Origin of the sequence: Aminobacter sp. HY435, assembly GCF_027568395.1 — a bacterium.
Lineage (GTDB): Bacteria > Pseudomonadota > Alphaproteobacteria > Rhizobiales > Rhizobiaceae > Aminobacter.
This window is the reverse complement of sequence record NZ_JANKZL010000001.1, coordinates 196,202-221,050: the sequence shown is the minus strand read 5'-3', so window position 1 is coordinate 221,050 and position 24,849 is coordinate 196,202. Positions and strand designations below refer to the sequence as shown.

Here is a 24,849-nt window from a genome sequence, read left to right as displayed (position 1 = left end):
GCAGCCAGGCACAGCAGGCTGCAACCGGGTTGCGCGCCTCGCGCCCGTTAACCTTAACAAAGGGTTTACGTTGCGCGTTGCGGCGCCAGGGATCACTGTCTTCCGGCAAGGAGCGGGATTCCCGATGGACACTTTTTCAGGCCCAGACGTCGAGAGCGCGGAGGACATGTCCTGATGCGTTACGTTCTCGCCCTGTGGCTGGCGCCGCTCGTGTTGTTCTGGGGATGGTTCTTCCTGTCCATCAACGACATGAATTTCGGCTACGTGATCATGACGCGCCAGTTCAATCTGGCGATCTTCGAAATCTATGGCGAAGTTCTCGGCATCGATCCGGCGACCATTCCATGGATGATGGCCAAGGCGTTTGCGCTGGATACGGCGATCCTGCTTGCGATCTGGGCGTTCCGCCGCCGCAAGCTCATTGCCGAGAAGGTCAGGGGACTGCGCCAGCGCTACCGTTCGGCGGAATCCGCGCCCAGCGTCTGAAGCCTGTCCAGCACGCCCTGCAGAATGAAGGCGGCTGCGGCTGAATCGATGCGCCCGTCGCGCTTCTTGCGCGACACGTCCATTTCGATCAGCGCGCGTTCGGCGGCCACCGTCGACAGGCGCTCGTCCCAGAACAGGAACGGCAACGCGGTCAGGTTGGCGGCGTTGCGGACGAAGGCGCGGGACTTTTGCGCGCGCGGCCCTTCCGACCCATCCATATTGATCGGCAGGCCGATGACGATGGCGCCGGTGTTTTCCTTGTCGAGCATGGCGAGCAGCGCTGCGACATCGAGCGTGAACTTCTTGCGAATGATGACCTGGCGCGGGTGCGAGAACGACAATCCGCGATCGGACACCGCGACGCCGATCGTCTTGTCGCCAAGGTCGAGGCCGGCGAGCGTTTTGCCGCCGGCAAGCAGCGCGGGCAATTCTTCGATGGTAACAGTGGCCAAACGGCGTTCCTTTTGATCTGAAGCGCGGCGATCGGGAAGCGATTCTGCCTGCTGGTCCTCGCGACTTGCCCCTTTTGCAGGAGCTTGCCGCGTTCTATCCTTTGATCAAAGAAATTGCGAGGAGTGCCCGAACGATGAAACTCACCTGGTATGGACATTCGGCATTCCGCATCGAGGCTGCAGGCGCGACGATCCTGATCGACCCGTTCCTGAGTGGCAACCCATCCTGGGGCAAGCCGTGGCAAGAGGCGGCCGAGGGCGCGACGCATGTGCTGTTGACGCATGGGCACGACGATCACATCGGCGATGCCGCCGAAATCCTGAAAAAGACCGGGGCCATGCTGGTCGCCAATTTCGAGATCTGCATGTATCTCGTCGGCAAGGGCGTGTCCGACAAGCAGATCAACCCGGGCAATATCGGCGGTACGGTCGATTGCGGCGGCTTCACCACGACCTTTGTCACAGCCCTGCATTCGTCTTCGGCTGGCGGTCCGGGCGGAACCAACACCTATCTCGGCAATCCGGGCGGTCTGGTGCTGCACTTCGCCGACGAGCCGACGCTCTACCACATGGGCGACACCGACATCTTTTCCGACATGGCGCTGATCAACGAACTGCATCAGCCGTCGATCGGGCTGGTGCCGATCGGCGACCGCTTCACCATGGGCGGCGCGGTGGCAGCACTTGCCTGCCGGCGCTTCTTCAAGTTCGAAAAGGTCGTGCCATGTCACTACGCCAGCTTCCCGATCATCGACCAGTCGGCGGAAAAGTTCGTCGACGGACTTGAAGGCTCCGGCGTCGAGGTGCTTTTGCCAAAGGTCGGCGCGGCCATCGACATTTGATAATAGCTACGCGGCGACGCGCGACACGGGGTGGCGATGCCAGAATGGCGATCAACCGTGTTGCGCCCGGCGCGCCTCGCCGCTATAGCCCAAATTGATTTTTTCCCCCGGTCTGCCGGAGTTTTTCGATGTCCGTTGATCTCAAGACAGTTAAGCGCGTCGCGCATCTCGCCCGTATTGCGGTGAGCGAGGACGATGCCCAGCGCATGACTGGCGAGCTGAATGCAATCCTCGGCTTTGTCGAGCAGTTGAACGAAGTCGACGTTTCAGGCGTCGAGCCGATGACTTCTGTGACGCCGATGGAGATGAAGAAGCGCCAGGACGTCGTCACCGACGGCAACAAGGCCGCCGACATCGTCGCCAACGCGCCCGCAACAGACGAGAATTTCTTCCTGGTGCCGAAGGTGGTGGAGTAAGCCGCCGTGGCGATCGACATCGCGGTGGAAAGCCCCTTGCAGGACGAGGTGCGCGGCCTGATCGCCGAGCTCAACGCAACCTTGCTCGAACTGACGCCGCTGGAATTCTGCTTCCACATGAGCGCCGAACAGATGGCGGAGGCCGATACGACGGTCTTCATCGCCCGCGACAATGGTGAAGCGATTGCCTGCGGGGCGTTGAAGCGTCACGATGGCGGCGTGGGTGAAGTCAAGCGCATGTACACGCGCCCGACCCATCGCGGCAAAAAGATCGGCAGCGCCATGGTCGATCTCATTGAGGCTCTGGCGCGCCACGAGGGCCTGGGCCGTCTGGTGCTGGAGACCGGCGATCGCCATCCTGCTGCCTGGGCTGTCTACGAGAGCGCCGGTTTTAGCCGCTGCGGCCCGGTTCTCGACTATCCCGACTCGCAGTGGTCGGTTTTCTACGAAAAGAATCTTTCGAGCTGAGCACATGACCAATCTGACCAGACTGACGATTGCCGAAGCGCGCGAGAAGCTGCGTGGCAAGGAAATCACCGCCACGGAACTGACGGACGCCTACGTTCAGGCGATCGAACAGGCCAATCCGGTGTTCAACGCCTATGTCGCGACCACGCCGGACAAGGCGCGCGAGATGGCCAAGGCCTCCGACGCCAGGCTGGCCAAGGGCGAGGGCGGTGCGCTCGAGGGTATCCCGCTCGGCATCAAGGACCTGTTCGCCACCGACGGCGTGCACACCCAGGCGTGCAGCCATGTGCTCGACGGCTTCAAGCCACGCTACGAATCGACCGTCACCGCCAATCTGTGGGCCGACGGCGCGGTCATGCTCGGCAAGCTCAACATGGACGAGTTCGCCATGGGCTCGTCCAACGAGACATCCTACTACGGTCCGGTGATCAACCCGTGGCGGCGTTCGCGCGGCGAAGGCGCCAGCCGTTCGCTCGACAACGCGCAGCTGGTGCCGGGCGGCTCGTCCGGCGGCTCGGCTGCCGCGGTTTCGGCCTTCCTGTGCGCCGGCGCCACCGCGACCGACACCGGCGGCTCGATCCGCCAGCCGGCGGCCTTCACTGGCACGGTCGGCATCAAGCCGACCTACGGCCGCGTCTCACGCTGGGGCACGGTTGCCTTTGCCTCGTCGCTCGACCAGGCCGGCCCGATCGCCCGCGACGTCCGCGACGCCGCGATCCTGCTCAAGTCGATGGCATCCGTCGACGCCAAGGACACGACCTCGGTCGATCTGCCCGTGCCGGACTACGAGGCGGCCATCGGCAAGTCGCTGAAGGGCATGAAGATCGGCATTCCCAGGGAATACCGCGTTGACGGCATGCCCGACGACATCGAGGCGCTGTGGCAGAAGGGCATTGCCTGGCTGAAGGACGCCGGTGCCGAGATCGTCGATATCTCTCTGCCGCACACCAAATACGCGCTGCCGGCCTACTATATTGTGGCACCGGCCGAAGCTTCGTCGAACCTCGCGCGTTATGACGGCGTCCGCTACGGCCTGCGCGTGCCGGGCAAGGACATTGTAGAGATGTATGAGAACACGCGCGCCGCCGGCTTCGGCCGCGAGGTCAAGCGCCGCATCATGATCGGCACCTATGTGCTGTCGGCCGGCTATTACGACGCTTACTACCTGCAGGCACAGAAGGTTCGCACGCTGATCAAGCGCGACTTCGAACTCGCCTTCGCAGCCGGCGTCGACGTCATCCTGACGCCGGCGACACCGTCGGCCGCCTTCGGCGTCGCCGACGAGGACATGGCTGCCGACCCGGTCAAGATGTACCTCAACGACATCTTCACGGTGACCGTGAACATGGCCGGCCTGCCGGGCATCGCGGTGCCTGCCGGCCTCGACGGCCACGGCCTGCCGCTCGGCCTGCAATTGATCGGCCGTCCGTTCGACGAAGAGACGTTGTTCCAGACGGGTCACGTCATCGAACAGGCCGCCGGACGTTTCGAACCGGAAAAGTGGTGGTAGGCGCATAGCGCCTGCTACCTGCGTCAAGCATTTCCCTCACGCTAAGATTGAAGTGTTGCATTCATTGCAACCTTCAGTAGTATGTTCGTGGCGACATACATGGGAGGGTGGTATGCTTGTCTGGTTGCTCGTTGCGATGTTTGTGTCGGGCTGGCTCGGTTGCTTTGCCCGCTATGCGGTTGACGCCGAGACGGTGAAGAACACGGAGTCCGTGGCCAAGCCGTTGGACTGGCGGGCATTGTGGTCCGTCTTTGTGCTGGGTGCGGCGGCGGCCCTGGTGGTGCCGCTGTTTCTGTCCATCGGCAACAACAGCATTATTGAAGACATCCTGGGGCCGCAGACGACGGGCAGCGTCGCCGACGAGATGCTGATCGTTGTCGGTTTCTGCGTGCTCGCGGGTGCGACCGCGCCGACCTTCATCGACAGCCTCGCCCAGAAGGCGCTGAGCCTTGCCCACAAGAATGCCGGGAAGATCGAGGTGCTGAACGAGAAGGCGGACGAAAACCTCGACCTCGTCACCGAACAGATCGAGGCGTCGGACCGGTCCAAACCGGGCGCCGCGCCGCAGGCCGTCAAGCAGCCGGCCGAATTGCCGAATGTCGGATCCGACGAGAAACGCGTTTTGGCGGCCCTTAACAATGCCGGTTTCCGACGTCGGTCGGTAAGCGGAATTGCGAAGGAAACCCATCTCGGCAAGAACGAGGTTCGCGAGATCCTGGCCCATCTGATCGAGGCCGGACACGTCTCGGCCATGCAGTCGGCCAGGACCGGGGTCGTGCTTTACGAACTGGCATAGTATTGGACTGGAGGGGCTCCATTCCAGCAGGCACGGCACAACGCATTGTTTTTCTATCTGTCCAAGATTTTCTGGTTCTTCGCCCAACCGCTCAATTTTGCAATCTTCCTGCTCGCAGCGGGCCTCGTTGCCAGTCTCTTCGGGCGGCGACGGCTGTTTCGAGTGGCGGTGCTGACGTCGCTGCTGATCCTGGCGCTGTCGACGTGGACATCGCTCGGTTCGCTGATGCTCAACCCGCTCGAGGAGCGCTACCAGCGTCCACCGCAACCTCCGGCCGTTGCCGGTATCGTTGTTTTGGGCGGCGGTTTCGAAGGCGCGATCAATCTCGCCAGAGGCGGATACGAACTGAACAGCGGCGGCGATCGCTTCGTCGAAACGGCGATCCTGGCGCGTCGCTATCCCGATGCGAAGGTCGTCATTTCCGGCGGCACCGGCGCGCTCATGCTGGACGGTGAGGGCGATGCCGACACGGCGCCGCGGCTGCTTGAAGCGCTCGGTGTGGCGCGCGACCGGCTGACCCTCGAAAACCGCTCTCGAAACACCTATGAGAATGCCCTGTTCTCCAGGGAACTGGTGACGCCAAGGCCGGGCGAGACCTGGCTGCTGGTGACGTCCGCCTTCCACATGCCGCGCTCGATGGCGCTGTTTGCCAAGGCTGGTTTCCCAGTCGTTGCCTGGCCGGTGGACTACCGGACTTCTGGGCAGGAGGGCGTCGGCCTGTTCACCGACAATCCCGCCGATTCGCTGCAGAACACGACAATGGCCATGCGCGAATGGATCGGACTGGTCGCCTATTGGCTGTCCGGGCGCATCGACGGGCCTTTTCCCGGACCGAGCTCCTGAACCAGCACCGCTTCGCGCGCTTCCGAAAAGAACTGGCGCCTGACCAGCACTGCCAGCAGGATGATGGTGGTGATGAAGAAGACGCGCGCGTCGATGAACCAGCCGAGATAGCCGATCGAGAAGAACACGCCGCGCAAGCCAGCGTTGAAATGCTTGCCGCCGAGCATGTTCATGCGCGTGGCCCGAGCCACCGCGATGTGGATCTCCTCGTCCGGCTCCGAGCCGGTGCGCAACTGCGGCACGGCGCCGATCAGGATCGAGCAGTAGTTGAACAGCCGGTAGGCCCAGCCGAACTTGAAGAACGAGTAGGAGAGGATGACGATCAGGCCGAAAACCTTGATCTCAAATAGCGGCCGGGCGGTCGCCCCGGCCAGCGGTACGTCGCTCAGGACGGCCAGCACGCGGTCGGAGGCGCCGAGCAGCGCAAAGCAGCCGCCGATTGCAATCAGCGAACTGGAAGCGAAGAACGCGGTACCCTGCTGCAGGCCGTTCATGATCGAGGTGTCGACGATGCGGACTTCACGGCGGGCCATCGTCGCCAACCAGGCGGCGCGCTGGGCGTTCATGGCGCGGGTCAGCGACAGCCGCTTGACGATGTGGCCTTCGGCACCCAGCGCATGCAGCACCCAGCCGGCGAGAAAAAACGTCAGCGCGGCAACGTCGAGGTTGCTCATCGGGCCGAACAGGGGAGTCGAGGAATCGCCAATCATCGAACGAAAGCTAGCATGTCGTGGCGCGGAATGGAGTGGCAGACAGTGCCGCGATTTCGACATAGGCGTTGAGCGACAGTTAACCGCAACGACAGTGTAAGCCTTTGATTTCGCGTGATATATAACGGTCTTCCTGTTGCTGTTGTGGGCCGATCGCCATTCTTTCGCCATTTTTTGCCGTTGCGAAGGCGCCCGCGAAAGCGTATCCAGCAAACATTCGCGACGAGCCGGAAATCCGCTGTTCGCCGAACGAAAGGGTCTTGCATCACATCATGGACGACGACGTTCAGAAATCCTGCTGGGGCCTGACGGCCAAGGCAGTTGCCGGTTTTGCGGCTTTTCTTGTTCTCGCATGGCTTGTAAGTGGCGGCGCCGAAACCACGGCGGTCGTTGCAGCCGGCTGAACGACGCGCCAGCCCCAGACACGAAAGCGCGGCATGGTCCGCGCTTTTTTGCTTTATGGTCTTGCGTAATGGTGCGCATTTTTCAAATGTCGCGCGCTGAGCATACTGCGTCGGATCGCGCCTAGCGGCCGAGGCGGAAAGGGCGGAATGATCCTGCATGTGCGGCAGGTTCCAGCCGTCGCAGGGAGTGGCGCTTGTTTCTTTCGGTATTCGACCTTTTCAAGATCGGCATTGGCCCGTCGAGCTCGCACACGATGGGGCCGATGACCGCGGCTTCGCGTTTCCTCGACGAGATCGCCGACGGCGACTGGCCGCGGCCCGCCGGCGCGAAGGTGGATCGGGTGGGCGCAAGTCTGCATGGCTCGCTCGCCTATACCGGCATCGGCCATGGCTCGGATCGCGCCGTGATCCTCGGGCTGGCCGGGCTTACTCCGGTCACCGTCGATCCGGACCAGACAGATGCCATCGTCGATCTGATCATGCGCGAAAAGCGTGTCTCGCCTCCGGGACATCCTTCTTATCGCTTCGAGCCGGACGCAGACATGGTGCTGGACAAGAAGACGCCGCTGCTCGGCCACGCCAACGGCATGGCCTTCTACGCCTACGATGCCGGCGACCGCCTTTTGCTCAAGCGCATCTACTATTCGATCGGCGGCGGCTTCGTGGTTTCAGAGGAAGAGCTGCAGCGGATGAAGGCGAAGACCGCAGCGCCGGCGCCGGGCAAGCGCGTGCCTTATCCCTTTTCAAACGCCGTCGAAATGCTCGCCATGGCCGGGCGTAGCGGCCTCTCCATCGCCGAGATGAAGCGGGCCAATGAGGAGGTGCACACGTCTCGCGCCGATCTCGACGCCGGGCTCGACGCGATATGGGAGGCGATGAGCCGCTGCATCGACCGCGGCCTGTCTCAGGACGGCATCATGCCGGGCGGCCTCAAGGTTCGCCGCCGGGCGCGCCAGTTGCATGACAAGCTGCAGGAGCAGTGGAGCCAGAACCGGCCCAACCCGCTGCTCGCCAATGACTGGCTGTCGATCTACGCCATGGCGGTCAACGAGGAGAACGCTGCCGGCGGCCGCGTCGTCACCGCGCCGACCAACGGTGCCGCCGGCACGCTGCCGGCGGTGTTGCGCTACTGGCTGCACTTCCACGTCGAGGCCGACAAGGACAGCATCCGCGACTTCCTGCTGACGGCGGCGGCCGTCGGCGGCATCATCAAGACCAACGCCTCGATCTCGGGGGCGGAGGTCGGCTGCCAGGGCGAGGTGGGTTCGGCTTCCGCCATGGCCGCCGCCGGGCTGTGCGCCGTCATGGGCGGCTCCCCGGAGCAGGTCGAAAACGCCGCGGAGATCGCGCTGGAGCACCATCTCGGCATGACCTGCGATCCGGTCGCCGGCCTCGTGCAGGTGCCGTGCATCGAGCGCAATGCGCTGGGCGCGGTGAAGGCGGTGACCGCGGCCTCGCTGGCCATCAAGGGCGATGGCAAGCACTTCGTGCCACTTGATGCGGCGATCGAAACCATGCGCCAGACCGGCATGGACATGAGCGAGAAATACAAGGAAACCAGCCTCGGCGGCCTGGCCGTCAATGTCGTCGAGTGCTGAGCCTGTGCAAAACCGCAGCCGCCGTTGAACGTGCCGGCACCAGATACTAGTTTTCAGCCATGGCACTTAATCTCATCAAGCTTTGCGTCGGCTGCGACAGCGTCGAAGATCTCGAGGAATGGATCGCGTTTCGCCTCGACGAGCGGCGTCGGGCCGGCGAGCCCGCCGAGCAATTCCACACCACGCGCATGGTGCCGACACGCGGGCCTGAACTCGTCGAAGGCGGCTCGCTCTATTGGGTGATCAAGGGCAACGTGCAATGCCGGCAGCGCCTGCTGGAAATCCGGCCGTTCACCGATTCGGAGGGGATTGGCCGCTGCCACCTGATCCTGGAGCCGACAGTCGTGCGTACGGAGTGGCAGCCGCGCCGTGCTTTCCAAGGCTGGCGCTATCTCAAGCCGGCCGACGCGCCGGTCGATATCGGCCAGGGCAACGCCGCGCTTGCCGAAATGCCGCCCAAGCTGCGCCTGGAACTCGCCGAGCTTGGTCTGCTTTGACGGTGTGCCGGCCTTGGACGGGCCCGCTTTGCACCTGACCTGGGACTTCGCGCGCCGACACCGGCGTGGCAGTCAGCAGTCGGGCTTGCAAGCGTCGTCGCGACGCCACATGTTCTTGCTGTGATGAGCAGCGACAACAAGCCTCCAGTGCCGCGCAAGAGCGGATCGTCCGTCGAAACCCGTTCCGACGCCTCGCAAATCGCCGCGTTTGTGCGCCAGGCGCGCGCGCTTGCATCCGGAAAGGCCAATGGCCGGCTGATTCTGGCCCTGGACGCCACAATGAGTCGGCAGCCGACATGGGACCTGGCCTGCGAGGTGCAGGGACAGATGTTCGATGCGGTCGGCAGCACCGGCCGGCTCAACGTGCAACTGGTCTATTTTCGCGGGCTCGGCGAATGCCGGGCATCCAAATTCGTTGCCGACACCGCGACGCTCAAGAACCTGATGACATCGATACAGTGCCGCAGCGGCGAGACGCAGGTTGGCAAGGTCATGGCGCACGCGCTCAAGGAAACCGGGTCGGCCAAGGTCGATGCGCTGGTCTATATCGGCGACGCGATGGAAGAGAACATCGACGAGCTTTCCGAGAAAGCCGGCCGACTTGGCCTGCTCGGCGTTCCTGTCTTCGTCTTTCAGGAAGGCGATGATCCGGTCGCCGAGCGCGCCTTCAGGGAAATTGCCCGGCTTTCGAAGGGCGCGTGGTTCCGCTTCGACCGCAAGGCTGCCGCCGCATTGGCCAGGCTGCTGTCCGCGGTCGCGGTGTTCGCCACCGGCGGCCTCAAGGCGCTCGAGGCGAGGGGCCGGCCCGAAGACATCCAGATGATCGAGCATCTGAAGAGCAGCAAGCCCAGATGAGCATATTCGCCATTATTGCAGCGGTCCTGCTGGTTTGCGCCGTGCTTGTGGCAGGTTTTCAACGCGCCAATGCAGCGCAGTTGGCCAATGCGCTCAGGCTGGCCGGGCCGCTGGCGATTGGCTTCGCCGGCGTGGTTTTCTTGCTGCTCGGGAAGGCAGCCGTGGGCGGCGGGCTGATCTCGGCGGCGCTCGCCTGGTATGCGGCTGCAAAGAGGAAGCGATCGGCGACCAAGTCTCCGGGGCGGCAATCGACGGTGCGCACCGCAGCACTGGAGATGGAGCTTGATCACGACAGCGGGGCGCTGTCCGGAATCGTCCTGGCTGGCCGCCAGGAGGGCAAGTCGCTCGCCTTGCTCGGTCTTGCCGAACTCAAGGCGCTGTTGCTGGAGCTTTCAGGAGACCCGGAAAGCCGGCAGTTACTTGAGACCTATCTTGACGGCCGTTTTCCCGTCTGGCGCGAAGACGCGAAGCCTGACGGTCACGACGGGCAGCGTGTTGCGCCAGGTTCTGGCGCCATGACTAAGGAGGAGGCCTACAAGGTCCTTGGTCTTGAAGCGGGGGCTGCCGCGGCGGATGTCCGCAAGGCGCATCGTCGACTGATTCAGCGCCTGCATCCCGACCTGGGTGGCTCGTCGTTCCTCGCGGCGCGGATCAACGAAGCCAAGGACGTCCTTCTCTCCGATCATCACTAACTCCTTCGACTCAATACAAAACCAGGAGGTTGGCGGGTCCTACTGCGCGATCGCGTAGCAGGAAATCTTCTTCTTCTTCAGCGAGTTGCAGGCGCTCCAGGCGGCATCCTTGCTGTCGAAGCCGGCGAAGCGTGCGCGGTAGTAGGTCACGCCGCCCTTCTCGAAGGGAACGGTGTAGGCCGATGCCGAGGCGAGAACCTGCGGTGCCTGCTTTGCGGTCTTGTCGAGGATGGCGCGGGCTTCGCCGTCGCTCGGCGAGGACGCAACCTGGACAGCCCAGCCGGACGGAATGGATGCGGTCTTGATGGCGTCGATGGCAGGCGACTCTTCAGGAGCGGCGTAGGCCTGCTCGACAGCCTCGGCCGCCGTCGCCGGGATGGCTTCCTTGGGCTTGCGGATCCTGAAGGGGATCGGGCCGCCGAAACGCTCTGCCGATGCCATCGCGATCTTGGGCTGCGGCTTGGCTGAAATGACCGGCTTGGGTGAGGGCGCTGCGGATGCAACGACCGCCGCTATATCGTCCTGAGTCGCGACTTCTGCGACCTCGATCACGTCGGCTTGCGGACGCATGGCCGGGGTGGGGACATCGCGCTTGGGCAACTGGACCTTGGCCGTGGTGATTTCCGGCAGGTTGCTCTCGACCTTGGCGATCAGGTCGCCACCGCCGCCACGGCGCGAGGCCTGGGGCAGGTAGGTTTTGATCAAGCTGGCCATCTGGTTGTCGCGGCTGGCACCGGACGTTCCGCCCATGACGACTGCGACCAGGTTGCGGTTGCCGTCCTGTACCGAGGAAACGAGGTTGAAGCCGGAGGCGCGGGTGTAGCCGGTCTTGATGCCGTCGACGCCCTTGATGCGGCCGAGCAGGCGGTTGTGGTTGGCGATGCGCTGGCGGCCAAAGGCAAACGAGCGCGTCGAGAAATAGCTGTAGTACTGCGGAAAATGCTCGCGCAGCGCGATGCCGAGAGTGGCCATGTCGCGCGCGGTGGTGAACTGGCCGGTATTGGGCAAGCCATGGGCGTTGCGGAACACGGTGCCCTTCATGCCGAGGCTGCGTGCCCGTGCGGTCATCATGCGGGTGAAGTTTTCTTCCGAGCCGCCGATCATCTCGCCAAGCGCGGTCGCCGCGTCATTGGCCGAGCGCGTCACGAGCGACAGAATCGCGGCCTCGACGGATATCGAGCCGCCAGCCTTCACGCCGATCTTGGTGGGCGGTTCGGCCGCGGCGTTTTTCGAGAAGACGACCGGGGTGTTCTTGTTGATCTTGCCCTGCGCCATGGCCTCGAAGGTCATGTACAGCGTCATCATCTTGGTCAGCGACGCCGGATACCGGCGCGAGTCGGCGTTCGACGAATGGAGCGTCTTGCCGGTGTTCGCATCGATGACGATGGCGGCATATTTGCTGTCTTTTGCAGCGAGAGCAGGTGCCACCGACGTCAGGCCAAGTGCCGTGGCGAGGGTGAAAACCACTAAGGATTTGATGGAGATGGCCTTCTTCAAGGCCTTGCCCGGCAACGTTTGACGCACTGTTACACCCTTGATTTATAGTTGCATCAGGGGCGGCAAAGGTTCCGGCCCCGTATCGAGGCACACTAGGGCGACAGCGTTACCAATCCGTTTATGGTAACCGGCTTGTTCACACTTTCGGTCGGGCTTTAGTCGAAGTTTAGCGATTGGCTCGCCGGTGAAATTCCGCTGGGTCAGTTGACAGATTGTGCGCTGCACAATACTTAGGCTGCATCGCACAATCGCATAGAGCAGCGCTCCCAACCCGAAAGGATGCAGCGATGACCCAGACCTATGAAGATTTCAGCAAATACGGCAAGGACTTCGTCGACACCGGCCTGAAGAGTTTTGCCTCGCTCTCCAAGGGCGCTCAGGCGATCGCCACCGAGACCACCGACTACACCAAGAAGAGCTTCGAAGCCGGTGCCGCCAATTTCGAGAAGCTGCTCGGCGTGAAGTCGTTCGAAAAGGCCGTCGAGATCCAGACCGACTTCGCCAAGCAGGCCTATGAAGGCTTCGTGGCCGAAGCCACCAAGCTCGGCGATCTGTATTCGGAACTCGCTCGCGAGGCTTACAAGCCGTTTGAGTCGCTCGTCGCCAAGGCGAAGTGACAGGCTTCTAGCCAGATTTTGGGGGTGCGGGCCGAAAGGTCCGCCCAACTTGACCCGGTTGCGTCCGCGCGACCGGGTTTTTTCGTTGTGTTTGTGCTCAACGCCTTCACGTTTCGAGCAAATCGCGTCGCGTTCGCGCGTGGCCGTATTGTCAGTCCGTTAGAAGGGCTTAAAATCCCTGCCATGACACCTACATGACTGGGTGTGTCGGAATTGACGAAGGGTAGGACCAGATTGACGATCGGCTGGGAAGCTACGCGGCTAGACGTGGCGCGAATGCAGAATGGTGACGAAGGAGGCGGCGACGGTCCGAACCGTGGCACGACCGTCATTACCCGTACCAAAACCAAGACCAAGCGCCCGAGCCTCTATCGCGTGCTCATCCTCAATGACGACTACACCCCGATGGAATTCGTCGTGCATGTGCTCGAACGCTTCTTCCAGAAGGACAGAGAGGCTGCGACCCGCATCATGCTGCACGTCCATAACCACGGCGTCGGCGAGTGCGGGATCTACACCTTCGAAGTGGCCGAGACGAAAGTGTCTCAGGTCATGGATTTTGCCAGACAGAACCAGCATCCGCTGCAATGCGTGATGGAGAAGAAGTGAGGTATTGAATGCCGGCTTTCTCCCAAGGCCTCGAAAAGGCGCTTCACCAGGCGCTGACGCTCGCAAATGAGCGCCACCATGAATATGCAACCCTCGAACATCTGCTGCTCGCCCTCATCGACGACTCGGAGGCGGCGGCGGTCATGCGCGCCTGCAACGTCGATCTCGACGAACTCAAGCAGACGGTGCTTACCTATATCGATACCGAACTCGACAACCTCGTCACCGGATACGACGAGGACTCCAAGCCGACGGCAGGCTTCCAGCGCGTCATCCAGCGCGCGGTGATCCATGTGCAGTCCTCCGGACGCGAGGAAGTGTCCGGCGCCAACGTGCTCGTTGCGATCTTCGCCGAGCGCGAGAGCCACGCTGCATACTTCCTGCAGGAACAGCAGATGACCCGCTACGACGCGGTCAACTACATCTCGCACGGCATCGCCAAGCGCCCGGGCTCTTCCGAGAGCCGCGCGCCACGCGGCGCTGACGAAGAGCAGCATGGCGGCGGCGGCGCGGAATCCGGCGAAGAGACCGGCAAGGGCAAGAAGCAGCAGGACGCGCTGACGGCCTACTGCGTCAATCTCAACGTCAAGGCGCGCGCCGGCAAGATCGATCCACTGATCGGCCGGGAGTCCGAGATCAACCGCACCATCCAGGTGTTGTGCCGCCGTTCGAAGAACAACCCGCTCTATGTCGGCGATCCCGGCGTCGGCAAAACGGCGATCGCCGAGGGTCTCGCCAAGCGCATCGTTGAGGGTGACGTGCCTGAAGTGCTCGAGGATGCCACCATCTTCGCGCTCGACATGGGCACGCTGCTGGCCGGAACGCGTTATCGCGGCGACTTCGAGGAGCGCTTGAAGCAGGTCGTCAAGGAGCTCGAGGAGTATCCGGGCGCGGTGCTGTTTATCGACGAGATCCACACCGTCATCGGTGCGGGCGCCACGTCGGGCGGCGCTATGGATGCCTCCAACCTGCTCAAGCCGGCGCTCTCGTCGGGCGCGATCCGTTGTATCGGTTCGACCACCTACAAGGAGTTCCGCCAGTTCTTCGAGAAGGACAGGGCGCTTGTCCGGCGCTTCCAGAAGATCGACGTCAACGAGCCGACGATCGACGACGCCATCGAGATCATGAAGGGCCTCAAGCCCTATTATGAGGACTTCCACAAGGTGAAGTTCACCAATGAGGCGATCAAGGCTGCGGTGGAGCTTTCGGCGCGTTACATCAACGACCGCAAGCTGCCCGACAAGGCGATCGACGTGATCGACGAGACCGGTGCGTCGCAGATGCTGCTGCCGGAAGGCAAGCGCAAGAAGACCATCGGCATCAAGGAGATCGAAGCGACGATCGCCACCATGGCGCGCATTCCGCCGAAGACGGTCTCGGCCGACGACGAGAAGGTGCTGGCCGGTCTGGAGATCGAGCTCAAGCGCGTCGTCTACGGCCAGGACACGGCGATCACCGCCTTGGCTTCGGCGATCAAGCTGGCGCGTGCCGGCCTGCGCGAACCGGAAAAGCCGATCGGCTCCTACCTGTTCTCGGGTCCGACGGGCGTCGGCAAGACCGAAGTGGCGAAGCAACTGGCGTTGTCGCTCGGCGTCGAGCTGATCCGCTTCGACATGTCCGAGTACATGGAGCGGCACACGGTCAGTCGCCTGATCGGCGCGCCTCCAGGCTATGTCGGCTTCGACCAGGGGGGCTTGCTGACGGACGGCGTCGACCAGCATCCGCACTGCGTGCTGCTGCTCGACGAGGTCGAAAAGGCCCATCCGGACCTGTTCAACATCCTGTTGCAGGTCATGGACCACGGCAAGCTGACCGACCACAACGGCAAGCAGATCGACTTCCGCAACGTGATCCTGATCATGACCACGAATGCGGGCGCCTCCGACATGGCCAGGGCGGCAATCGGCTTTGGTTCGTCCAAGCGCGAGGGCGACGACATGGAGGCGATCAACCGGCTGTTCTCGCCGGAGTTCCGCAACCGTCTCGATGCCATCATCCCGTTCGGCTCGCTGCCAGTGCCCGTCGTGCATCAGGTCGTGCAGAAGTTCGTCATGCAGCTGGAGACACAGCTCTCCGAGCGTGGCGTTACCTTCGACCTGTCGTCCGAGGCAATCGCCTGGCTGGCCGAGAAGGGCTATGACGAGCGCATGGGCGCGCGTCCGCTCGGTCGCGTCATCCAGGAACACATCAAGAAGCCGCTGGCCGACGAGGTGCTATTCGGAAAGCTGAGGAAGGGCGGCACGGTTCGTGTCACTGTCGAGAAGAAGGAAACCGGCGAGACCGGCCTGAAGCTCGAAAGCCTGGCCGACGAGCTGCCGGTGAAGCCGAAGAAGGAAGAGCCGGAAGACCGGCCGAAGGCGAAGAAGCCGGCGACCAAGAAGCCGGTCGCCAAGAAGGCCGTGGCGCAAAAGCCGAAGAACGAGCCCAAGGGCAAGGATGGCGGCAAGCGCAGCCTGGTTCCGCAATTGCCCAGGAAGGGCTGATCAAAGACCAAGAAGCCCCCGGTTTCCGGGGGCTTCTTTTTGCTGGAAGGCCTGCCTACGGTACGTCAGTTGATGATTTCGCTCTCGACGCGGTTTCGGCCAAGCTTCTTGGCCCTGTAGAGCCAGACATCCGCATCGCTCAGCATCTGTTCTGCGTGCATGGGGGCATGTTCGGCCGTCGTCACGCCTATGCTGACAGTGGCGCGTACGCCCGATTCCGCGAGATCGGTGTTTTCGACGGCGGTGCGAAGGCGCTCGGCGAGCACGACGGCGTCGCCGGCGCTCAGGTCATGGCAGATGGCGACGAATTCCTCGCCGCCATAGCGAAACAGGCGATCGCCGCTGCGCAGCGAGCCTGCAAGAGCGCGGGCGACGTTCTTGAGCACCTTGTCGCCGACGATGTGGCCGTGCTCGTCATTGATGTTCTTGAAGTGGTCGATGTCGATCATCAGCAGGCTGACCGGCCTGCGCTCGGTCAGCGAACGGTCGATCAGCGGCTGTGCGACGGCCTCGAACTGCCCCCTGTCGCTGACACCGGTCAGCGTGTCGATGCCGGTTCGCTGCAAGAGGTCCTCGTAGCGGTGCCGGAAGGTCAGACGGTCGAATACCTTGAGCAGCGGCTCCGGGCCGGCCAGGGCTGGTCTTGCCTCGACATAGCGCAGATAGCCGACGAGCAGGGCGCTGTAGAGCAGGGCAGCCCCCATCTTGGCGATCCAGCCGCCATAGAGGGCGTTGACGGGAATGCCCGACACCAGATGCAGGCCGATGAAAAACATCAGCTGGTCGAAAGTCAGAACGATCGCCGCGCTCAGGAAGATACGCTTGAACAGGGTGTTGGCGATCCTCTGGCCGAGCTTCTCGTAGAGCAGGATCAGGGCGATGCTGTCGACAAACAGCAGTGCCGTCCCCCACACCATCAGAATGCCCATCTCGTCCAGGAAGGCGAGGTCCGGCCGGTATCCCGGCAGATCGACGATCGTGCCGTAGAAGCGCAGGACCAGCGCAAGCGCGACCATCAGCACATTGCCGATCAGCAGGCCGTAGATCGGCTGGCGCACCGTCTCTGCATCCTCCTTGATGTAGAGGAGCAGGAACATCACCAGCTTGCCGGAAAACATCACGGTGGAGCCGGGCGAGACGATGCCGAAGGGAAGGGGCACGAAGAACACCGCGGCGAGATAGGTTTCCAGGAAGTGCATCACGCCGAGCACGCAGACGAAAATGCCGATGCCGAATCTGCGTCGGGCGTGAAACACGGCGGCCATGGTGACGAAGTAGATCAGCGCCTGCACCACGAGCAAAAATGTGCCGATCATGATGTCCTCACTCCCTGATCCCTTCCTGTCTATCCACTGTCGCTGGTCAAAGGGTTAACGCAGCGGCCAATAGGCATCGCAGCGCAGCAAAAATCACGGCGCGCCGGGGCAGCAGACGCAGCGCCAAGGTGGCAACCACGCTGACTTGGCAGGGAAGCTGTGCTACGCGCCGATGCCATGGACTTGCATAGCTCCCGATCCGCGCCTGAAGCGACTCGCCGCGGCAGATGGTATCTGCGCGGGGTGGCGGCTGCCGTTTCCGTTCCCGGGTTGATTCTCGCCAGTGCCTTCATCGGCTTCGCTGGCCTCGCCAAGGAGGCTGGGCTGACGCTGGTGCAGACCGTGTTCATGGTCGGCATGGTCTGGGCGCTGCCGGCAAAGGTCGTGCTGGTCGGCGCGATCATGACCGGCGCGTCGCTGCCGGCAGCCGCCTTCGCGGTTGCGCTGTCGTCGATCCGGCTGGCGCCGATGGTGGTGGCGCTGGTGCCTGAATTGCGCGGGCCGAACACGCCGCGCTGGGTGCTTTACTTCCTGGCGCATTTCGTTGCCGTCACCTCCTGGGTGCTGGCGATGGAGCGGCTGCGCGGCATCCCTCCGGCGATGCGCACCAGCTACTACGCTGGCCTTGGCTCGACGCTGGTGCTGTTCAACATGCTGGTCGTCGCGGTCACCTATGTCGTCGCCGAAAACCTGCCGCCGATGGTATCGGCCGCGCTTTTCATGCTGACGCCGATGTATTTCCTGACGTCTCTATGGGGCTCGGCGCGCGAGCGGGCAGGGCATGTGGCAATGGTTCTCGGCATCGTGCTCGGACCTCTGCTGCATCTGGTGGTTCCGGGCTTTGATCTTCTCGGCGCCGGCCTGATCGGCGGTGGCGTGGCGTTCGGCCTGCATGTCGCCGCGCGACGGAGGGCTGCGGCATGACGTTCGACGCAATCGACGCCTGGTGGTGGCCGTTCGTCTTCATCCTTGTCGGTGGTTGGCTGGTGACTGACGCATGGCGCTTCCTTGGCGTGTACCTCGGCGATCGCATCACCGAAGACTCCGACCTTCTGGTGCTGGTCCGCGCCCTCGCCACAGCGCTGGTCGCCGCGGTCATCGGCAACCTGATTGTCTTTCCGTCTGGCGCCCTCGCCGACACCGCGCTTGCTCTGCGCATTGGGGCTGTGGTGGCTGGGTTCGTCGCGTACCTTTTCCTCGGGCGTAAGGTTCTGGTCGGCATCGTTGCCGCGGAGGCGGTGTTGCTGGCAGGGCTGTGGATGGGGAGCTCGCACGCCGATATGGCCGCCCTGCACGGCATATTCACGTCGGCTTAACCGCCGATGCCTAACATCTGCCAGGGGCAGGTTGAGGGTAAGCGGCAATGGTGGAAATCCCGGCAACAACCAAGCTGGTGTTGCCATCGGCAATCGGCGAAAATCACCAACTCATGGCGAAGGCGGCAGTTGTTGCCGCGATTTTCGCCGTCGACACCATCTGGATACTGGGAAGCGATTTCCAGTTTCACATGCAGAGCATGTTGACCGTCATTGGGATCACCGTCGTGCTCGCAGCGGTGGCCTGGTTTTATCGCACGAAGAGGCCGATGGAACGCTTCGAGGTCTTGTGCTCGGAGACGGCCATTCTGCTCGCCTTTTCGGCGGCCGCGGCAGTCCTGAGCCTGCTGATGACTTCTCTCGACATGCCGTTGATCGACGACAAGTTGATCGCTGCTGACGCCGCGCTTGGTTTTGACTGGCTGGCTTATGTGGGCTTCGTCAATGAACGGCCCTGGCTCGGGGCGCTATCATCCGCCGTCTACGTGACATCGCTTTCGCAAGTTGCCCTGACCGTTGTCGTGCTGGGGCTGATGGGCAGGAGCGAGCGGGTTCAACGTTTCGTTCTGGCTGTCATGCTGGGAGCGCTGATCTGTATTGCAATCTCGGCGGTGCTGCCAGCCGCCGGTGCGCTTGCAACCATCCGGCCTCCCGTTGAATTCGTGACCAAGAACCAGCCGATCGTGGATCTGGACTACAAGCAAGCGTTCTTCGACCTGCGGAGCGGCGCGGCGCGTTTCATCTCACTCGATGAGCCTCGCGGCGTCATCGCGTTTCCGTCCTATCACGCCACGCTCTCTGCGTTGATCGTGTTGGCCTTCTTCAGGGTGCGTGGGTGGTTCTGGCCGCTGTTCGCCCTCAATTTCGCGGTTGTGCTCGCGACGCCGATAGATGGCGGCCATCATCTGGTCGACGCGCTCGGCGGCATTGTCGTCGCCTTCGTAGCATGGGGGCTGGCGCAGAAATTCCTGGTAGCCCGGCGCGTCGCGTTTGCAAGAGGCGGAGACACCGGCCGATGAGCGAAGTTCAAGCCACCGGCGGGTTGGTGACTTCGCCGCACGCCTCTGATCGAAGAGTCCAGCCGCTGTTGGCTGCGATCCGGAGAAACTGGCGTGAGCAAGGGCTGTTCCTTGCGGCAGCGCTATCGGTGTTTGCCGCGCGCCTGGTTATCTTGCCGGGCGCATTCGAAATGGCCGCCTGGACATTCGTGCAAAGCCTGTGGCCATTCATTGGCGCGTGGGCTCTCGCGATCTGCTGCTACCTGGCCTGGAAGACGCTGCAGACGAAGTCGGTTTCCGAGAGCTTCCGCTACTTGTGGTCGGACGTCTTCACATGGCGCAATGCCGTGGTCGCCATACCCGCGGCCCTCGCTGCCGCTCTCTTGATGAATTCTTTCAGCCACTTCAAGTCGTCCATACCGAGCTTCAACCCCTACGAACTGGATGACTTGTTCCAGCAGGTCGACAGGTATCTGCACTTCGGGGTCGACCCGTGGCGAATTACCGAGAAGGCCTTCGGCTATGGAATGGCTACCGTCGTCATAGACAAGGCCTACTACGTCTGGTTCCTGGTCTTCTACGTGCCGATGGGCGGGTTGATTGGCATGCCGGACCGGTTTGGTGTTCGACACCAGTTCATGTTGACTTTCGTTCTCGTCTGGGCGGTGCTCGGCATCGTTTGCGCAACCATGCTGTCCTCAGTCGGTCCCATCTTCTATGACCGGCTCCATGGCGGCACGTCCGCCTTCACCGAACTCGTCGTCAACCTTGAAGCCGTGAACGCATCGTGGGAATTGACGACAATGCAAGTGCGCGAGGTGCTGTGGGACGCCTACGTCAATGACATGGACACGGTCATCTCCGGAATTTCGGCGATGCCATCGATCCACAATGCCATGTGCGTGCTGCTGTTTCTCGTTGCCCGCCATATCAATCGTTGGCTCGCGGTTGGCGCGGCAGCGTTCGCCCTGACCATCTTCGTCGGATCGGTGCACCTGGGGTGGCACTATGCCATCGATGCCTATGTTTCGGCGGTGGGCGTGGTCTTGTTGTGGAAACTCGCCGGCCATCTTACCGGCGAGGCTGCAAGGCGGAAGGCGAAGAAATTGGACGCCGCGCCTGCGCTCGCCTGAGTTTACAGGTCAGACTTGCGCCTCGAGCGCCGCCTTCAGCTTTTCGGCATTCGCGGCAAGCACCTCGGGTTTCTCCATCACAGCGGCGTGGCCCTTTGGCGCGACACCTTCGAAGCGTGGAACGACGTGGATGTGCAGGTGGAAAACCGTCTGGCCGGCAGCCACCTCATTGAACTGCGAGATGACCACGCCGTCGGCTTCGAAGGCCTGCTTGGCCGCGCGCGCCACTTTCTGAACCACAGAAAAAAGCTTGCCGAAGCTCACGGCGTCGGCGTCGAGCAGGTTGCGCGACGGTGTCTTCGGCACCACAAGCGTATGCCCGGTGCTTTGCGGCATGACATCCATGAAGGCTACGACGGCGTCATCTTCATAGACCCGGTGCGATGGAATCTCGCCGCGCAGGATCTTGGCGAAGATATTGCTTGGATCGTAAGTGGCGCTCGACATGGCCCATCCGTTTGCTGCGATTTCGTGGTGGATGTTTCGGCGCTGGCGACTGATGCGTCAAGCCGCAACAGGCACAGAGGACGTGAAGTTGAATTACATTTACCTGATCGTGGCGGTGGCGTTCGAAGTGGTGGCGACCACGGCGCTGAAGGAAACCAATGGCTTCACCCAGCTCGTGCCTTCGGTGATATCGCTGGCGGGCTATGCATGCGCGTTCTATTTCCTGTCGCTGGTCCTGCGCAATGTACCGGTCGGCATCGTCTATGCGATGTGGTGCGGCGCGGGCATCGTGCTGATCACCCTGATTGCATGGATCTGGTTCCGACAGGCGCTTGATTTTCCTGCGGTGATCGGCATCAGCCTGATCATGGCCGGCGTCATGGTCATCAACCTGTTTTCCAAGTCGGTCGCGCACTAGCCAGCCTGCAGCTGAATTGGCCTATCCGCGACGGAAGGGCGTGTGCTCGTCGAGGTATCCGCCGATTTCGGCGACCTCCTGCCGCTCGCGCTGCAAATAGTCTGCGATCGCGCGGCGCAGGCCGGGATGGACGATGTAGTGGGCGGATTGCGTGGTGACGGGCCTGTAGCCGCGCGCCAGCTTGTGTTCGCCCTGGGCCCCTGCCTCCACGATCTTCAGCTTGCGTTCGATGGCGAAGTCGATGGCCTGATGGTAGCAGACTTCGAAATGCAGGAACGGGTGGTCTTCGATGCAGCCCCAGTTGCGTCCGAACAAGGTGTCGGAGCCGATGAAGTTGATGGCGCCGGCGATGTAGCGGCGACCGCGCCTGGCCATCACCAGCAGCACGTCGTCGGCCATGCGTTCCCCGATCAGCGAGAAGAACTGCCTGTTGAGATACGGCCGGCCCCATTTGCGGCCGCCGGTGTCCATGTAGAAGGCGAAAAAGTCATCCCAATGCGCCTCGGTGATGTCGCGGCCGGTCAGGCGCTCGATGGAGATGTCGTCGCCCAGCGCCTCGCGACGCTCCCTCTTCAACGCCTTGCGCTTGCGCGAGGCCAGCGTGGCGAGAAAATCGTCATAGCTTTCAAAGCCTTCGTTGAAAAAGTGGAACTGCTGGTCGATGCGGCGCAGGAAGCCCGTCTGTTCCAGGCAATCGACTTCGTCAGGCGGTGCGAAGGTGACATGGGCCGACGAGACGCCAACGCGTTCGGCGACGCTTCGAAGCGCGGTGGCCAGCGCAGCCCTGGTGCGCGCAGGGTCGGCGTTGACGCTGGTCAGCAGACGAGGCCCGGTCGCCGGGGTGAACGGCACGGAAGCCTGAAGCTTGGGGTAGTAGCGGCCGCCGGCGCGCTCGAAGGCATCGCCCCAGCCATGATCGAAGACGTATTCGCCCTGGCTGTGCGACTTCGCGTAACACGGCAGCGCTCCCAGGAAGGCGCCATCCGCGCTTTCGAGGCGCAGGTGATGTCCGTGCCATCCAGTCTTGCGGACAGCGCAGCCGGATTCCTCGAGGATGTTCAGGAAGTCGAACGAAACAAATGGGTTATACGGCGTATTTGATGTTTTCTTTGAGGCGCCGTCGAGCTGTTCCCATGCGTCTCGACCGAACTCGCCGATGCCGGAGAGTACGCGGACGGCGTATCCGCCATCCGCAACATCAGCCGTGGCACCGCTGTCGTTGGTCATAAGCCGTTACTTACGTTCGAACTCGGCCGTTGCAAGGGCTCAGGCGACCGGCGTCGCGTCGGGATCGAAGCCTTCGAACGTCATCTGGTCGGCGTGCGCGAACGTCGTCCTGACCGCTTCCAGATCTCGCACCGTCCAGGTGATGACGGGCATGCCGAGTTTTTCGCGCGCGAAGCTGACGAAACGGTTGGGCAGATGCGTGACCGAGTAGGACAGGAAGGACATGCCATGCGCCAGCATTGAAAAATGCGCTTCGAGCTCATGATCCTGATCGCCCCAGGCGGTCAGGCCTGCCGGAACGCCAGGCGCATATTTGGCGAAGTCGCGGATCAGCCAGTGGTCGAACGACATGATCGCCACCTTGCCAGCGTAGCCGCGCAGGATTTCGCCAACTTTGGCGACAAGGCCCGCGTCGTGACCGGGAATGCCCTTCAGTTCGATCACCAGCGGCACGCGGCCATCGACCAGCCTGAGCAATTCATGCAGCGTCGGCACGTGGTCTTCGGTTCCGCCGACGCGCAGCGCGGCCAGTTCCGCCACGGTGCGCTGCCAGATGAAGCCGTTGGTCCCTGTCAGCCGGTCCAGCGTGTTGTCGTGAAAGACGACAACGTCGCCATCGGCGCTGAGGTGCACGTCGCATTCGATGGCGAAGCCGCGCGCGGCCGCCCGTTCGAAAGCGGAGAGCGTGTTTTCCCAGCATTTCTTGTTGAGGTCATGCAGGCCGCGATGAGCGACGGGGCGGGCGGTCAGCCAGGAGAGGTCGGTCATGGTGCGGATGCTCACGCGGTCTCGATGATGGCTTCGATCTCGACCGCCGCGTTCAGCGGCAGGCAGGCGACGCCTACGGCCGAGCGCGCGTGCTTGCCGCGTTCGCCGAGGGCCGCGACCAGGAAATCGGAAGCGCCGTTGGCGACGAGGTGCTGCTCGGTGAAGTCAGGCGTCGATGCGACGAAAACGGTGATCTTGACGATGCGACCGATCTTCTCGATGTCGCCGAGGGCGGCCTTGGCCTGAGCCAGGATGTTGACCGCGCACTGCTTGGCGGCTTCCCTGGCGCCTGCAGTGTCGACGTCACGTCCGACGAGGCCAGAGGCGACGAGCTTGCCATCCTTGAGCGGCAGCTGGCCGGCGGTGAACACGTAGCTGCCGGTGCTCATGAACGGCACGTAGTTGGCGGCGGGGGCGGCGGCGGCCGGCAGCGTGACGCCGAGATCGCTCAGCCGCTTTTCGATTGTTTCGCCCATCGTCTTTCCTTATCTCTGAGTCACGGGTGGCAAGTGAGTTGGCGCCGAAAGTGCTATGTTTGCCTCGCTTCCGCCACGACTTTTTTTATGGTGGACCATCATTCAAGGCGGCCTGCATCGGCCGCGCGATCGGAGCCAGTGTATGCGCGCAACGCGCCTTGTCGTTCTTGCCTCCCTTTCAACCATGGCATCGGCCCTGACGCCGGCATTGGCCGCGCCCGTACTGGCGCCGCATCGCGCCGTCTATGACCTGGTGCTCGACCAAGCCTCCGACCGGTCGGGAATCACCGGGCTCAGCGGGCGCATGGTCTACGAGTTCAACGGCTCCGCCTGCGAAGGCTACACGGTGAAGTTCCGTTTCGTGACACAGATCGCGACGCGGGAGAACTCCCGGCTGACCGACCAGCAGACCACGACGTTCGAGGACGGCGAGGGCAAGACCTTCTCATTCGTGACCAAGTCGTTCGTCGACCAGAATCTCGAGAGCGAGGTCAAGGGCACCGCCACCCGCGAGGCCGACGGCCTCAAGGTGGCTTTGGAAAAACCCGAGGCGAACACCGTCGATCTCGCCCTGACGCAGTTTCCGACGCAGCATCTCGTCGAACTGATCGGCAAGGCCGAAAAGGGCGAGACCTTCTATGAAACCAGCCTGTTCGATGGCTCCGAAGACGCCGACAAGGTGATGACCACAACCGTCATCGTCGGCAAGAAGGCCGTGGCGCCGCAGGGCGATCCGGAAATCGCGGCGCTCGCCGGCCTGGGCAAGGACAAATATTGGCCGGTCGATATCGCCTATTTCGACGAAAGCAAGGGCGACGGCGAAGAGGTTCCGGAATACCGCATCAGCTTCAAGCTGCACGAAAACGGTCTGACCCGCGACCTGGTCATGGACTATGGCGATTTCTCGATGACCGGCAAGCTGGTCAATCTTTCGCTGTTTCCCGTGCCGCAGGGCGACTGCAAGAAGTAGTCGGC

Annotated in this window: 29 protein-coding genes; 20 read left to right on the top strand and 9 right to left on the bottom strand. The window is 62.7% G+C overall.

The window, feature by feature from the left end; translation table 11 throughout:
* The first annotated feature begins 174 nt into the window (after positions 1-174).
* Positions 175-486 carry a DUF6105 family protein gene (locus PCJ21_RS01065; protein WP_269929527.1) on the top strand — a complete coding sequence of 104 codons (312 nt, stop codon included), beginning with the start codon at positions 175-177 and terminating at the stop codon, positions 484-486.
* Here the strand turns inward: PCJ21_RS01065 and ruvX are convergent.
* Positions 453-938, bottom strand: a complete 486-nt coding sequence (ruvX, locus tag PCJ21_RS01060; RefSeq protein ID WP_269929526.1) for a Holliday junction resolvase RuvX — start codon at positions 936-938, stop codon at positions 453-455. The genes PCJ21_RS01065 and ruvX overlap by 34 nt on opposite strands.
* A gap of 134 nt (positions 939-1,072) precedes the next feature.
* Here ruvX and PCJ21_RS01055 point away from each other — a divergent pair, with 134 nt between their 5' ends.
* From PCJ21_RS01055 to PCJ21_RS01030, 6 genes are all read left to right on the top strand, one after another.
* Entirely contained in the window at positions 1,073-1,780 is a 708-nt protein-coding gene (locus PCJ21_RS01055; RefSeq protein WP_269929525.1) for a metal-dependent hydrolase, read from the top strand.
* A 128-nt stretch (positions 1,781-1,908) separates the two neighbouring features.
* Complete coding sequence (gene gatC / locus PCJ21_RS01050) at positions 1,909-2,196, top strand: Asp-tRNA(Asn)/Glu-tRNA(Gln) amidotransferase subunit GatC (protein WP_269929524.1); 288 nt, start codon at positions 1,909-1,911, stop codon at positions 2,194-2,196.
* Positions 2,197-2,202: 6 nt separating this feature from the next.
* Positions 2,203-2,664, top strand: coding sequence for a GNAT family N-acetyltransferase (locus tag PCJ21_RS01045; protein WP_269929523.1), 462 nt, complete (start codon positions 2,203-2,205; stop codon positions 2,662-2,664).
* A 4-nt stretch (positions 2,665-2,668) separates the two neighbouring features.
* Positions 2,669-4,174 carry an Asp-tRNA(Asn)/Glu-tRNA(Gln) amidotransferase subunit GatA gene (gatA, locus tag PCJ21_RS01040; protein ID WP_269929522.1) on the top strand — a complete coding sequence of 502 codons (1,506 nt, stop codon included), beginning with the start codon at positions 2,669-2,671 and terminating at the stop codon, positions 4,172-4,174.
* Between the two features lie 112 nt (positions 4,175-4,286).
* Positions 4,287-4,970, top strand: coding sequence for a YEATS-associated helix-containing protein (locus tag PCJ21_RS01035; protein ID WP_269929521.1), 684 nt, complete (start codon positions 4,287-4,289; stop codon positions 4,968-4,970).
* A gap of 45 nt (positions 4,971-5,015) precedes the next feature.
* Entirely contained in the window at positions 5,016-5,813 is a 798-nt protein-coding gene (locus PCJ21_RS01030; protein WP_269929520.1) for a YdcF family protein, read from the top strand.
* Here the strand turns inward: PCJ21_RS01030 and PCJ21_RS01025 are convergent.
* Together PCJ21_RS01025 and PCJ21_RS01020 are read right to left on the bottom strand one after the other, a co-directional pair.
* Complete coding sequence (locus PCJ21_RS01025; protein WP_269929519.1) at positions 5,762-6,523, bottom strand: DUF599 domain-containing protein; 762 nt, start codon at positions 6,521-6,523, stop codon at positions 5,762-5,764. The genes PCJ21_RS01030 and PCJ21_RS01025 overlap by 52 nt on opposite strands.
* On the bottom strand, positions 6,520-7,086 hold the full coding sequence (locus PCJ21_RS01020) for a hypothetical protein (protein ID WP_269929518.1): 567 nt from the start codon (positions 7,084-7,086) through the stop codon (positions 6,520-6,522). The genes PCJ21_RS01025 and PCJ21_RS01020 overlap by 4 nt, the downstream gene beginning before the upstream one ends.
* 35 nt (positions 7,087-7,121) lie before the next feature.
* On the opposite strand from PCJ21_RS01020, the gene PCJ21_RS01015 reads away from it, so the two are divergent.
* The 4 genes from PCJ21_RS01015 to PCJ21_RS01000 all read left to right on the top strand — a co-directional run bounded on the left by PCJ21_RS01015 (position 7,122) and on the right by PCJ21_RS01000 (position 10,569).
* Positions 7,122-8,525, top strand: a complete 1,404-nt coding sequence (locus tag PCJ21_RS01015) for an L-serine ammonia-lyase (RefSeq protein ID WP_269929517.1) — start codon at positions 7,122-7,124, stop codon at positions 8,523-8,525.
* Between the two features lie 59 nt (positions 8,526-8,584).
* Positions 8,585-9,022 (top strand): DUF1489 family protein, encoded by a 438-nt coding sequence (locus PCJ21_RS01010; RefSeq protein ID WP_269929516.1) that lies wholly within the window; start codon positions 8,585-8,587, stop codon positions 9,020-9,022.
* A gap of 123 nt (positions 9,023-9,145) precedes the next feature.
* Entirely contained in the window at positions 9,146-9,877 is a 732-nt protein-coding gene (locus PCJ21_RS01005) for a VWA domain-containing protein (RefSeq protein ID WP_269929515.1), read from the top strand.
* Complete coding sequence (locus PCJ21_RS01000; RefSeq protein ID WP_269929514.1) at positions 9,874-10,569, top strand: DnaJ domain-containing protein; 696 nt, start codon at positions 9,874-9,876, stop codon at positions 10,567-10,569. Before PCJ21_RS01005 ends, PCJ21_RS01000 begins: the two co-directional genes overlap by 4 nt.
* 39 nt (positions 10,570-10,608) lie before the next feature.
* Here the strand turns inward: PCJ21_RS01000 and PCJ21_RS00995 are convergent, their stop codons facing one another.
* Positions 10,609-12,066: a D-alanyl-D-alanine carboxypeptidase gene (locus PCJ21_RS00995; protein ID WP_269929513.1), complete on the bottom strand. Its 1,458-nt coding sequence runs from the start codon at positions 12,064-12,066 to the stop codon at positions 10,609-10,611.
* Between the two features lie 287 nt (positions 12,067-12,353).
* On the opposite strand from PCJ21_RS00995, the gene PCJ21_RS00990 reads away from it, so the two are divergent.
* The 3 genes from PCJ21_RS00990 to clpA all read left to right on the top strand — a co-directional run bounded on the left by PCJ21_RS00990 (position 12,354) and on the right by clpA (position 15,775).
* The gene (locus tag PCJ21_RS00990) at positions 12,354-12,683 is read left to right on the top strand and encodes a phasin family protein (protein ID WP_269929512.1); all 330 of its coding nucleotides are present in this window, start codon (positions 12,354-12,356) and stop codon (positions 12,681-12,683) included.
* A gap of 276 nt (positions 12,684-12,959) precedes the next feature.
* Positions 12,960-13,292, top strand: coding sequence for an ATP-dependent Clp protease adapter ClpS (clpS, locus tag PCJ21_RS00985; RefSeq protein ID WP_269929511.1), 333 nt, complete (start codon positions 12,960-12,962; stop codon positions 13,290-13,292).
* Positions 13,293-13,300: 8 nt separating this feature from the next.
* On the top strand, positions 13,301-15,775 hold the full coding sequence (gene clpA, locus PCJ21_RS00980) for an ATP-dependent Clp protease ATP-binding subunit ClpA (RefSeq protein ID WP_269929510.1): 2,475 nt from the start codon (positions 13,301-13,303) through the stop codon (positions 15,773-15,775).
* 65 nt (positions 15,776-15,840) lie between these two features.
* Here clpA and PCJ21_RS00975 read toward each other — a convergent pair whose 3' ends face one another.
* A complete protein-coding gene (locus PCJ21_RS00975) occupies positions 15,841-17,091 on the bottom strand; it encodes a GGDEF domain-containing protein (protein WP_269929509.1) in 1,251 nt (416 codons plus the stop codon).
* A gap of 177 nt (positions 17,092-17,268) precedes the next feature.
* Between PCJ21_RS00975 and PCJ21_RS00970 the strand changes: the two genes are divergently transcribed.
* From PCJ21_RS00970 to PCJ21_RS00955, 4 genes are read left to right on the top strand one after another with little or no spacing between them, the layout of a single operon-like run.
* The gene (locus tag PCJ21_RS00970; RefSeq protein ID WP_269929508.1) at positions 17,269-18,015 is read left to right on the top strand and encodes an AzlC family ABC transporter permease; all 747 of its coding nucleotides are present in this window, start codon (positions 17,269-17,271) and stop codon (positions 18,013-18,015) included.
* Entirely contained in the window at positions 18,012-18,407 is a 396-nt protein-coding gene (locus tag PCJ21_RS00965) for an AzlD domain-containing protein (protein ID WP_269929507.1), read from the top strand. The genes PCJ21_RS00970 and PCJ21_RS00965 overlap by 4 nt, the downstream gene beginning before the upstream one ends.
* Before the next feature lie 47 nt (positions 18,408-18,454).
* Entirely contained in the window at positions 18,455-19,426 is a 972-nt protein-coding gene (locus PCJ21_RS00960; RefSeq protein WP_269929506.1) for a phosphatase PAP2 family protein, read from the top strand.
* A complete protein-coding gene (locus PCJ21_RS00955) occupies positions 19,423-20,538 on the top strand; it encodes a phosphatase PAP2 family protein (protein WP_269929505.1) in 1,116 nt (371 codons plus the stop codon). The genes PCJ21_RS00960 and PCJ21_RS00955 overlap by 4 nt, the downstream gene beginning before the upstream one ends.
* A 9-nt stretch (positions 20,539-20,547) precedes the next feature.
* Here PCJ21_RS00955 and PCJ21_RS00950 read toward each other — a convergent pair whose 3' ends face one another.
* On the bottom strand, positions 20,548-20,985 hold the full coding sequence (locus PCJ21_RS00950) for an HIT family protein (RefSeq protein ID WP_269929504.1): 438 nt from the start codon (positions 20,983-20,985) through the stop codon (positions 20,548-20,550).
* A gap of 52 nt (positions 20,986-21,037) precedes the next feature.
* On the opposite strand from PCJ21_RS00950, the gene PCJ21_RS00945 reads away from it, so the two are divergent.
* Positions 21,038-21,403, top strand: a complete 366-nt coding sequence (locus PCJ21_RS00945) for a DMT family transporter (protein ID WP_442865943.1) — start codon at positions 21,038-21,040, stop codon at positions 21,401-21,403.
* A 21-nt stretch (positions 21,404-21,424) separates the two neighbouring features.
* Here the strand turns inward: PCJ21_RS00945 and PCJ21_RS00940 are convergent, their stop codons facing one another.
* The 3 genes from PCJ21_RS00940 to PCJ21_RS00930 are packed head-to-tail and all read right to left on the bottom strand — an operon-like array spanning position 21,425 to position 23,874.
* Positions 21,425-22,630 (bottom strand): GNAT family N-acetyltransferase, encoded by a 1,206-nt coding sequence (locus tag PCJ21_RS00940; RefSeq protein ID WP_269929503.1) that lies wholly within the window; start codon positions 22,628-22,630, stop codon positions 21,425-21,427.
* Between the two features lie 39 nt (positions 22,631-22,669).
* Positions 22,670-23,398 carry a glycerophosphodiester phosphodiesterase gene (locus PCJ21_RS00935; protein ID WP_269929807.1) on the bottom strand — a complete coding sequence of 243 codons (729 nt, stop codon included), beginning with the start codon at positions 23,396-23,398 and terminating at the stop codon, positions 22,670-22,672.
* Positions 23,399-23,409: 11 nt separating this feature from the next.
* Positions 23,410-23,874 carry a RidA family protein gene (locus PCJ21_RS00930; RefSeq protein ID WP_269929502.1) on the bottom strand — a complete coding sequence of 155 codons (465 nt, stop codon included), beginning with the start codon at positions 23,872-23,874 and terminating at the stop codon, positions 23,410-23,412.
* Positions 23,875-24,016: 142 nt separating this feature from the next.
* Here PCJ21_RS00930 and PCJ21_RS00925 point away from each other — a divergent pair, with 142 nt between their 5' ends.
* Positions 24,017-24,844, top strand: coding sequence for a cell envelope integrity EipB family protein (locus PCJ21_RS00925; protein WP_269929501.1), 828 nt, complete (start codon positions 24,017-24,019; stop codon positions 24,842-24,844).
* Positions 24,845-24,849 lie beyond the last annotated feature (5 nt).

Coding starts and splice junctions, on each gene's coding strand:
- clpA (WP_269929510.1), top strand. CDS start 13,301: ATGCCGGCTTTCTCCCAAGGCCTCGAAAAGGCGCTTCACCAGGCGCTG.
- PCJ21_RS00965 (WP_269929507.1), top strand. CDS start 18,012: ATGACGTTCGACGCAATCGACGCCTGGTGGTGGCCGTTCGTCTTCATC.
- PCJ21_RS01035 (WP_269929521.1), top strand. CDS start 4,287: ATGCTTGTCTGGTTGCTCGTTGCGATGTTTGTGTCGGGCTGGCTCGGT.
- PCJ21_RS00950 (WP_269929504.1), bottom strand. CDS start 20,985: ATGTCGAGCGCCACTTACGATCCAAGCAATATCTTCGCCAAGATCCTG.
- PCJ21_RS01020 (WP_269929518.1), bottom strand. CDS start 7,086: ATGCAGGATCATTCCGCCCTTTCCGCCTCGGCCGCTAGGCGCGATCCG.
- PCJ21_RS00975 (WP_269929509.1), bottom strand. CDS start 17,091: ATGATCGGCACATTTTTGCTCGTGGTGCAGGCGCTGATCTACTTCGTC.
- PCJ21_RS01065 (WP_269929527.1), top strand. CDS start 175: ATGCGTTACGTTCTCGCCCTGTGGCTGGCGCCGCTCGTGTTGTTCTGG.
- PCJ21_RS00990 (WP_269929512.1), top strand. CDS start 12,354: ATGACCCAGACCTATGAAGATTTCAGCAAATACGGCAAGGACTTCGTC.
- PCJ21_RS00945 (WP_442865943.1), top strand. CDS start 21,038: ATGCGTCAAGCCGCAACAGGCACAGAGGACGTGAAGTTGAATTACATT.
- PCJ21_RS01005 (WP_269929515.1), top strand. CDS start 9,146: ATGAGCAGCGACAACAAGCCTCCAGTGCCGCGCAAGAGCGGATCGTCC.
- PCJ21_RS00955 (WP_269929505.1), top strand. CDS start 19,423: ATGAGCGAAGTTCAAGCCACCGGCGGGTTGGTGACTTCGCCGCACGCC.
- PCJ21_RS00925 (WP_269929501.1), top strand. CDS start 24,017: ATGCGCGCAACGCGCCTTGTCGTTCTTGCCTCCCTTTCAACCATGGCA.
- PCJ21_RS00970 (WP_269929508.1), top strand. CDS start 17,269: ATGGACTTGCATAGCTCCCGATCCGCGCCTGAAGCGACTCGCCGCGGC.
- gatA (WP_269929522.1), top strand. CDS start 2,669: ATGACCAATCTGACCAGACTGACGATTGCCGAAGCGCGCGAGAAGCTG.
- PCJ21_RS01025 (WP_269929519.1), bottom strand. CDS start 6,523: ATGATTGGCGATTCCTCGACTCCCCTGTTCGGCCCGATGAGCAACCTC.
- PCJ21_RS01010 (WP_269929516.1), top strand. CDS start 8,585: ATGGCACTTAATCTCATCAAGCTTTGCGTCGGCTGCGACAGCGTCGAA.
- PCJ21_RS00960 (WP_269929506.1), top strand. CDS start 18,455: ATGGTGGAAATCCCGGCAACAACCAAGCTGGTGTTGCCATCGGCAATC.
- PCJ21_RS00935 (WP_269929807.1), bottom strand. CDS start 23,398: ATGACCGACCTCTCCTGGCTGACCGCCCGCCCCGTCGCTCATCGCGGC.
- gatC (WP_269929524.1), top strand. CDS start 1,909: ATGTCCGTTGATCTCAAGACAGTTAAGCGCGTCGCGCATCTCGCCCGT.
- clpS (WP_269929511.1), top strand. CDS start 12,960: ATGCAGAATGGTGACGAAGGAGGCGGCGACGGTCCGAACCGTGGCACG.
- PCJ21_RS00940 (WP_269929503.1), bottom strand. CDS start 22,630: ATGACCAACGACAGCGGTGCCACGGCTGATGTTGCGGATGGCGGATAC.
- PCJ21_RS00930 (WP_269929502.1), bottom strand. CDS start 23,874: ATGGGCGAAACAATCGAAAAGCGGCTGAGCGATCTCGGCGTCACGCTG.
- PCJ21_RS01055 (WP_269929525.1), top strand. CDS start 1,073: ATGAAACTCACCTGGTATGGACATTCGGCATTCCGCATCGAGGCTGCA.
- PCJ21_RS01000 (WP_269929514.1), top strand. CDS start 9,874: ATGAGCATATTCGCCATTATTGCAGCGGTCCTGCTGGTTTGCGCCGTG.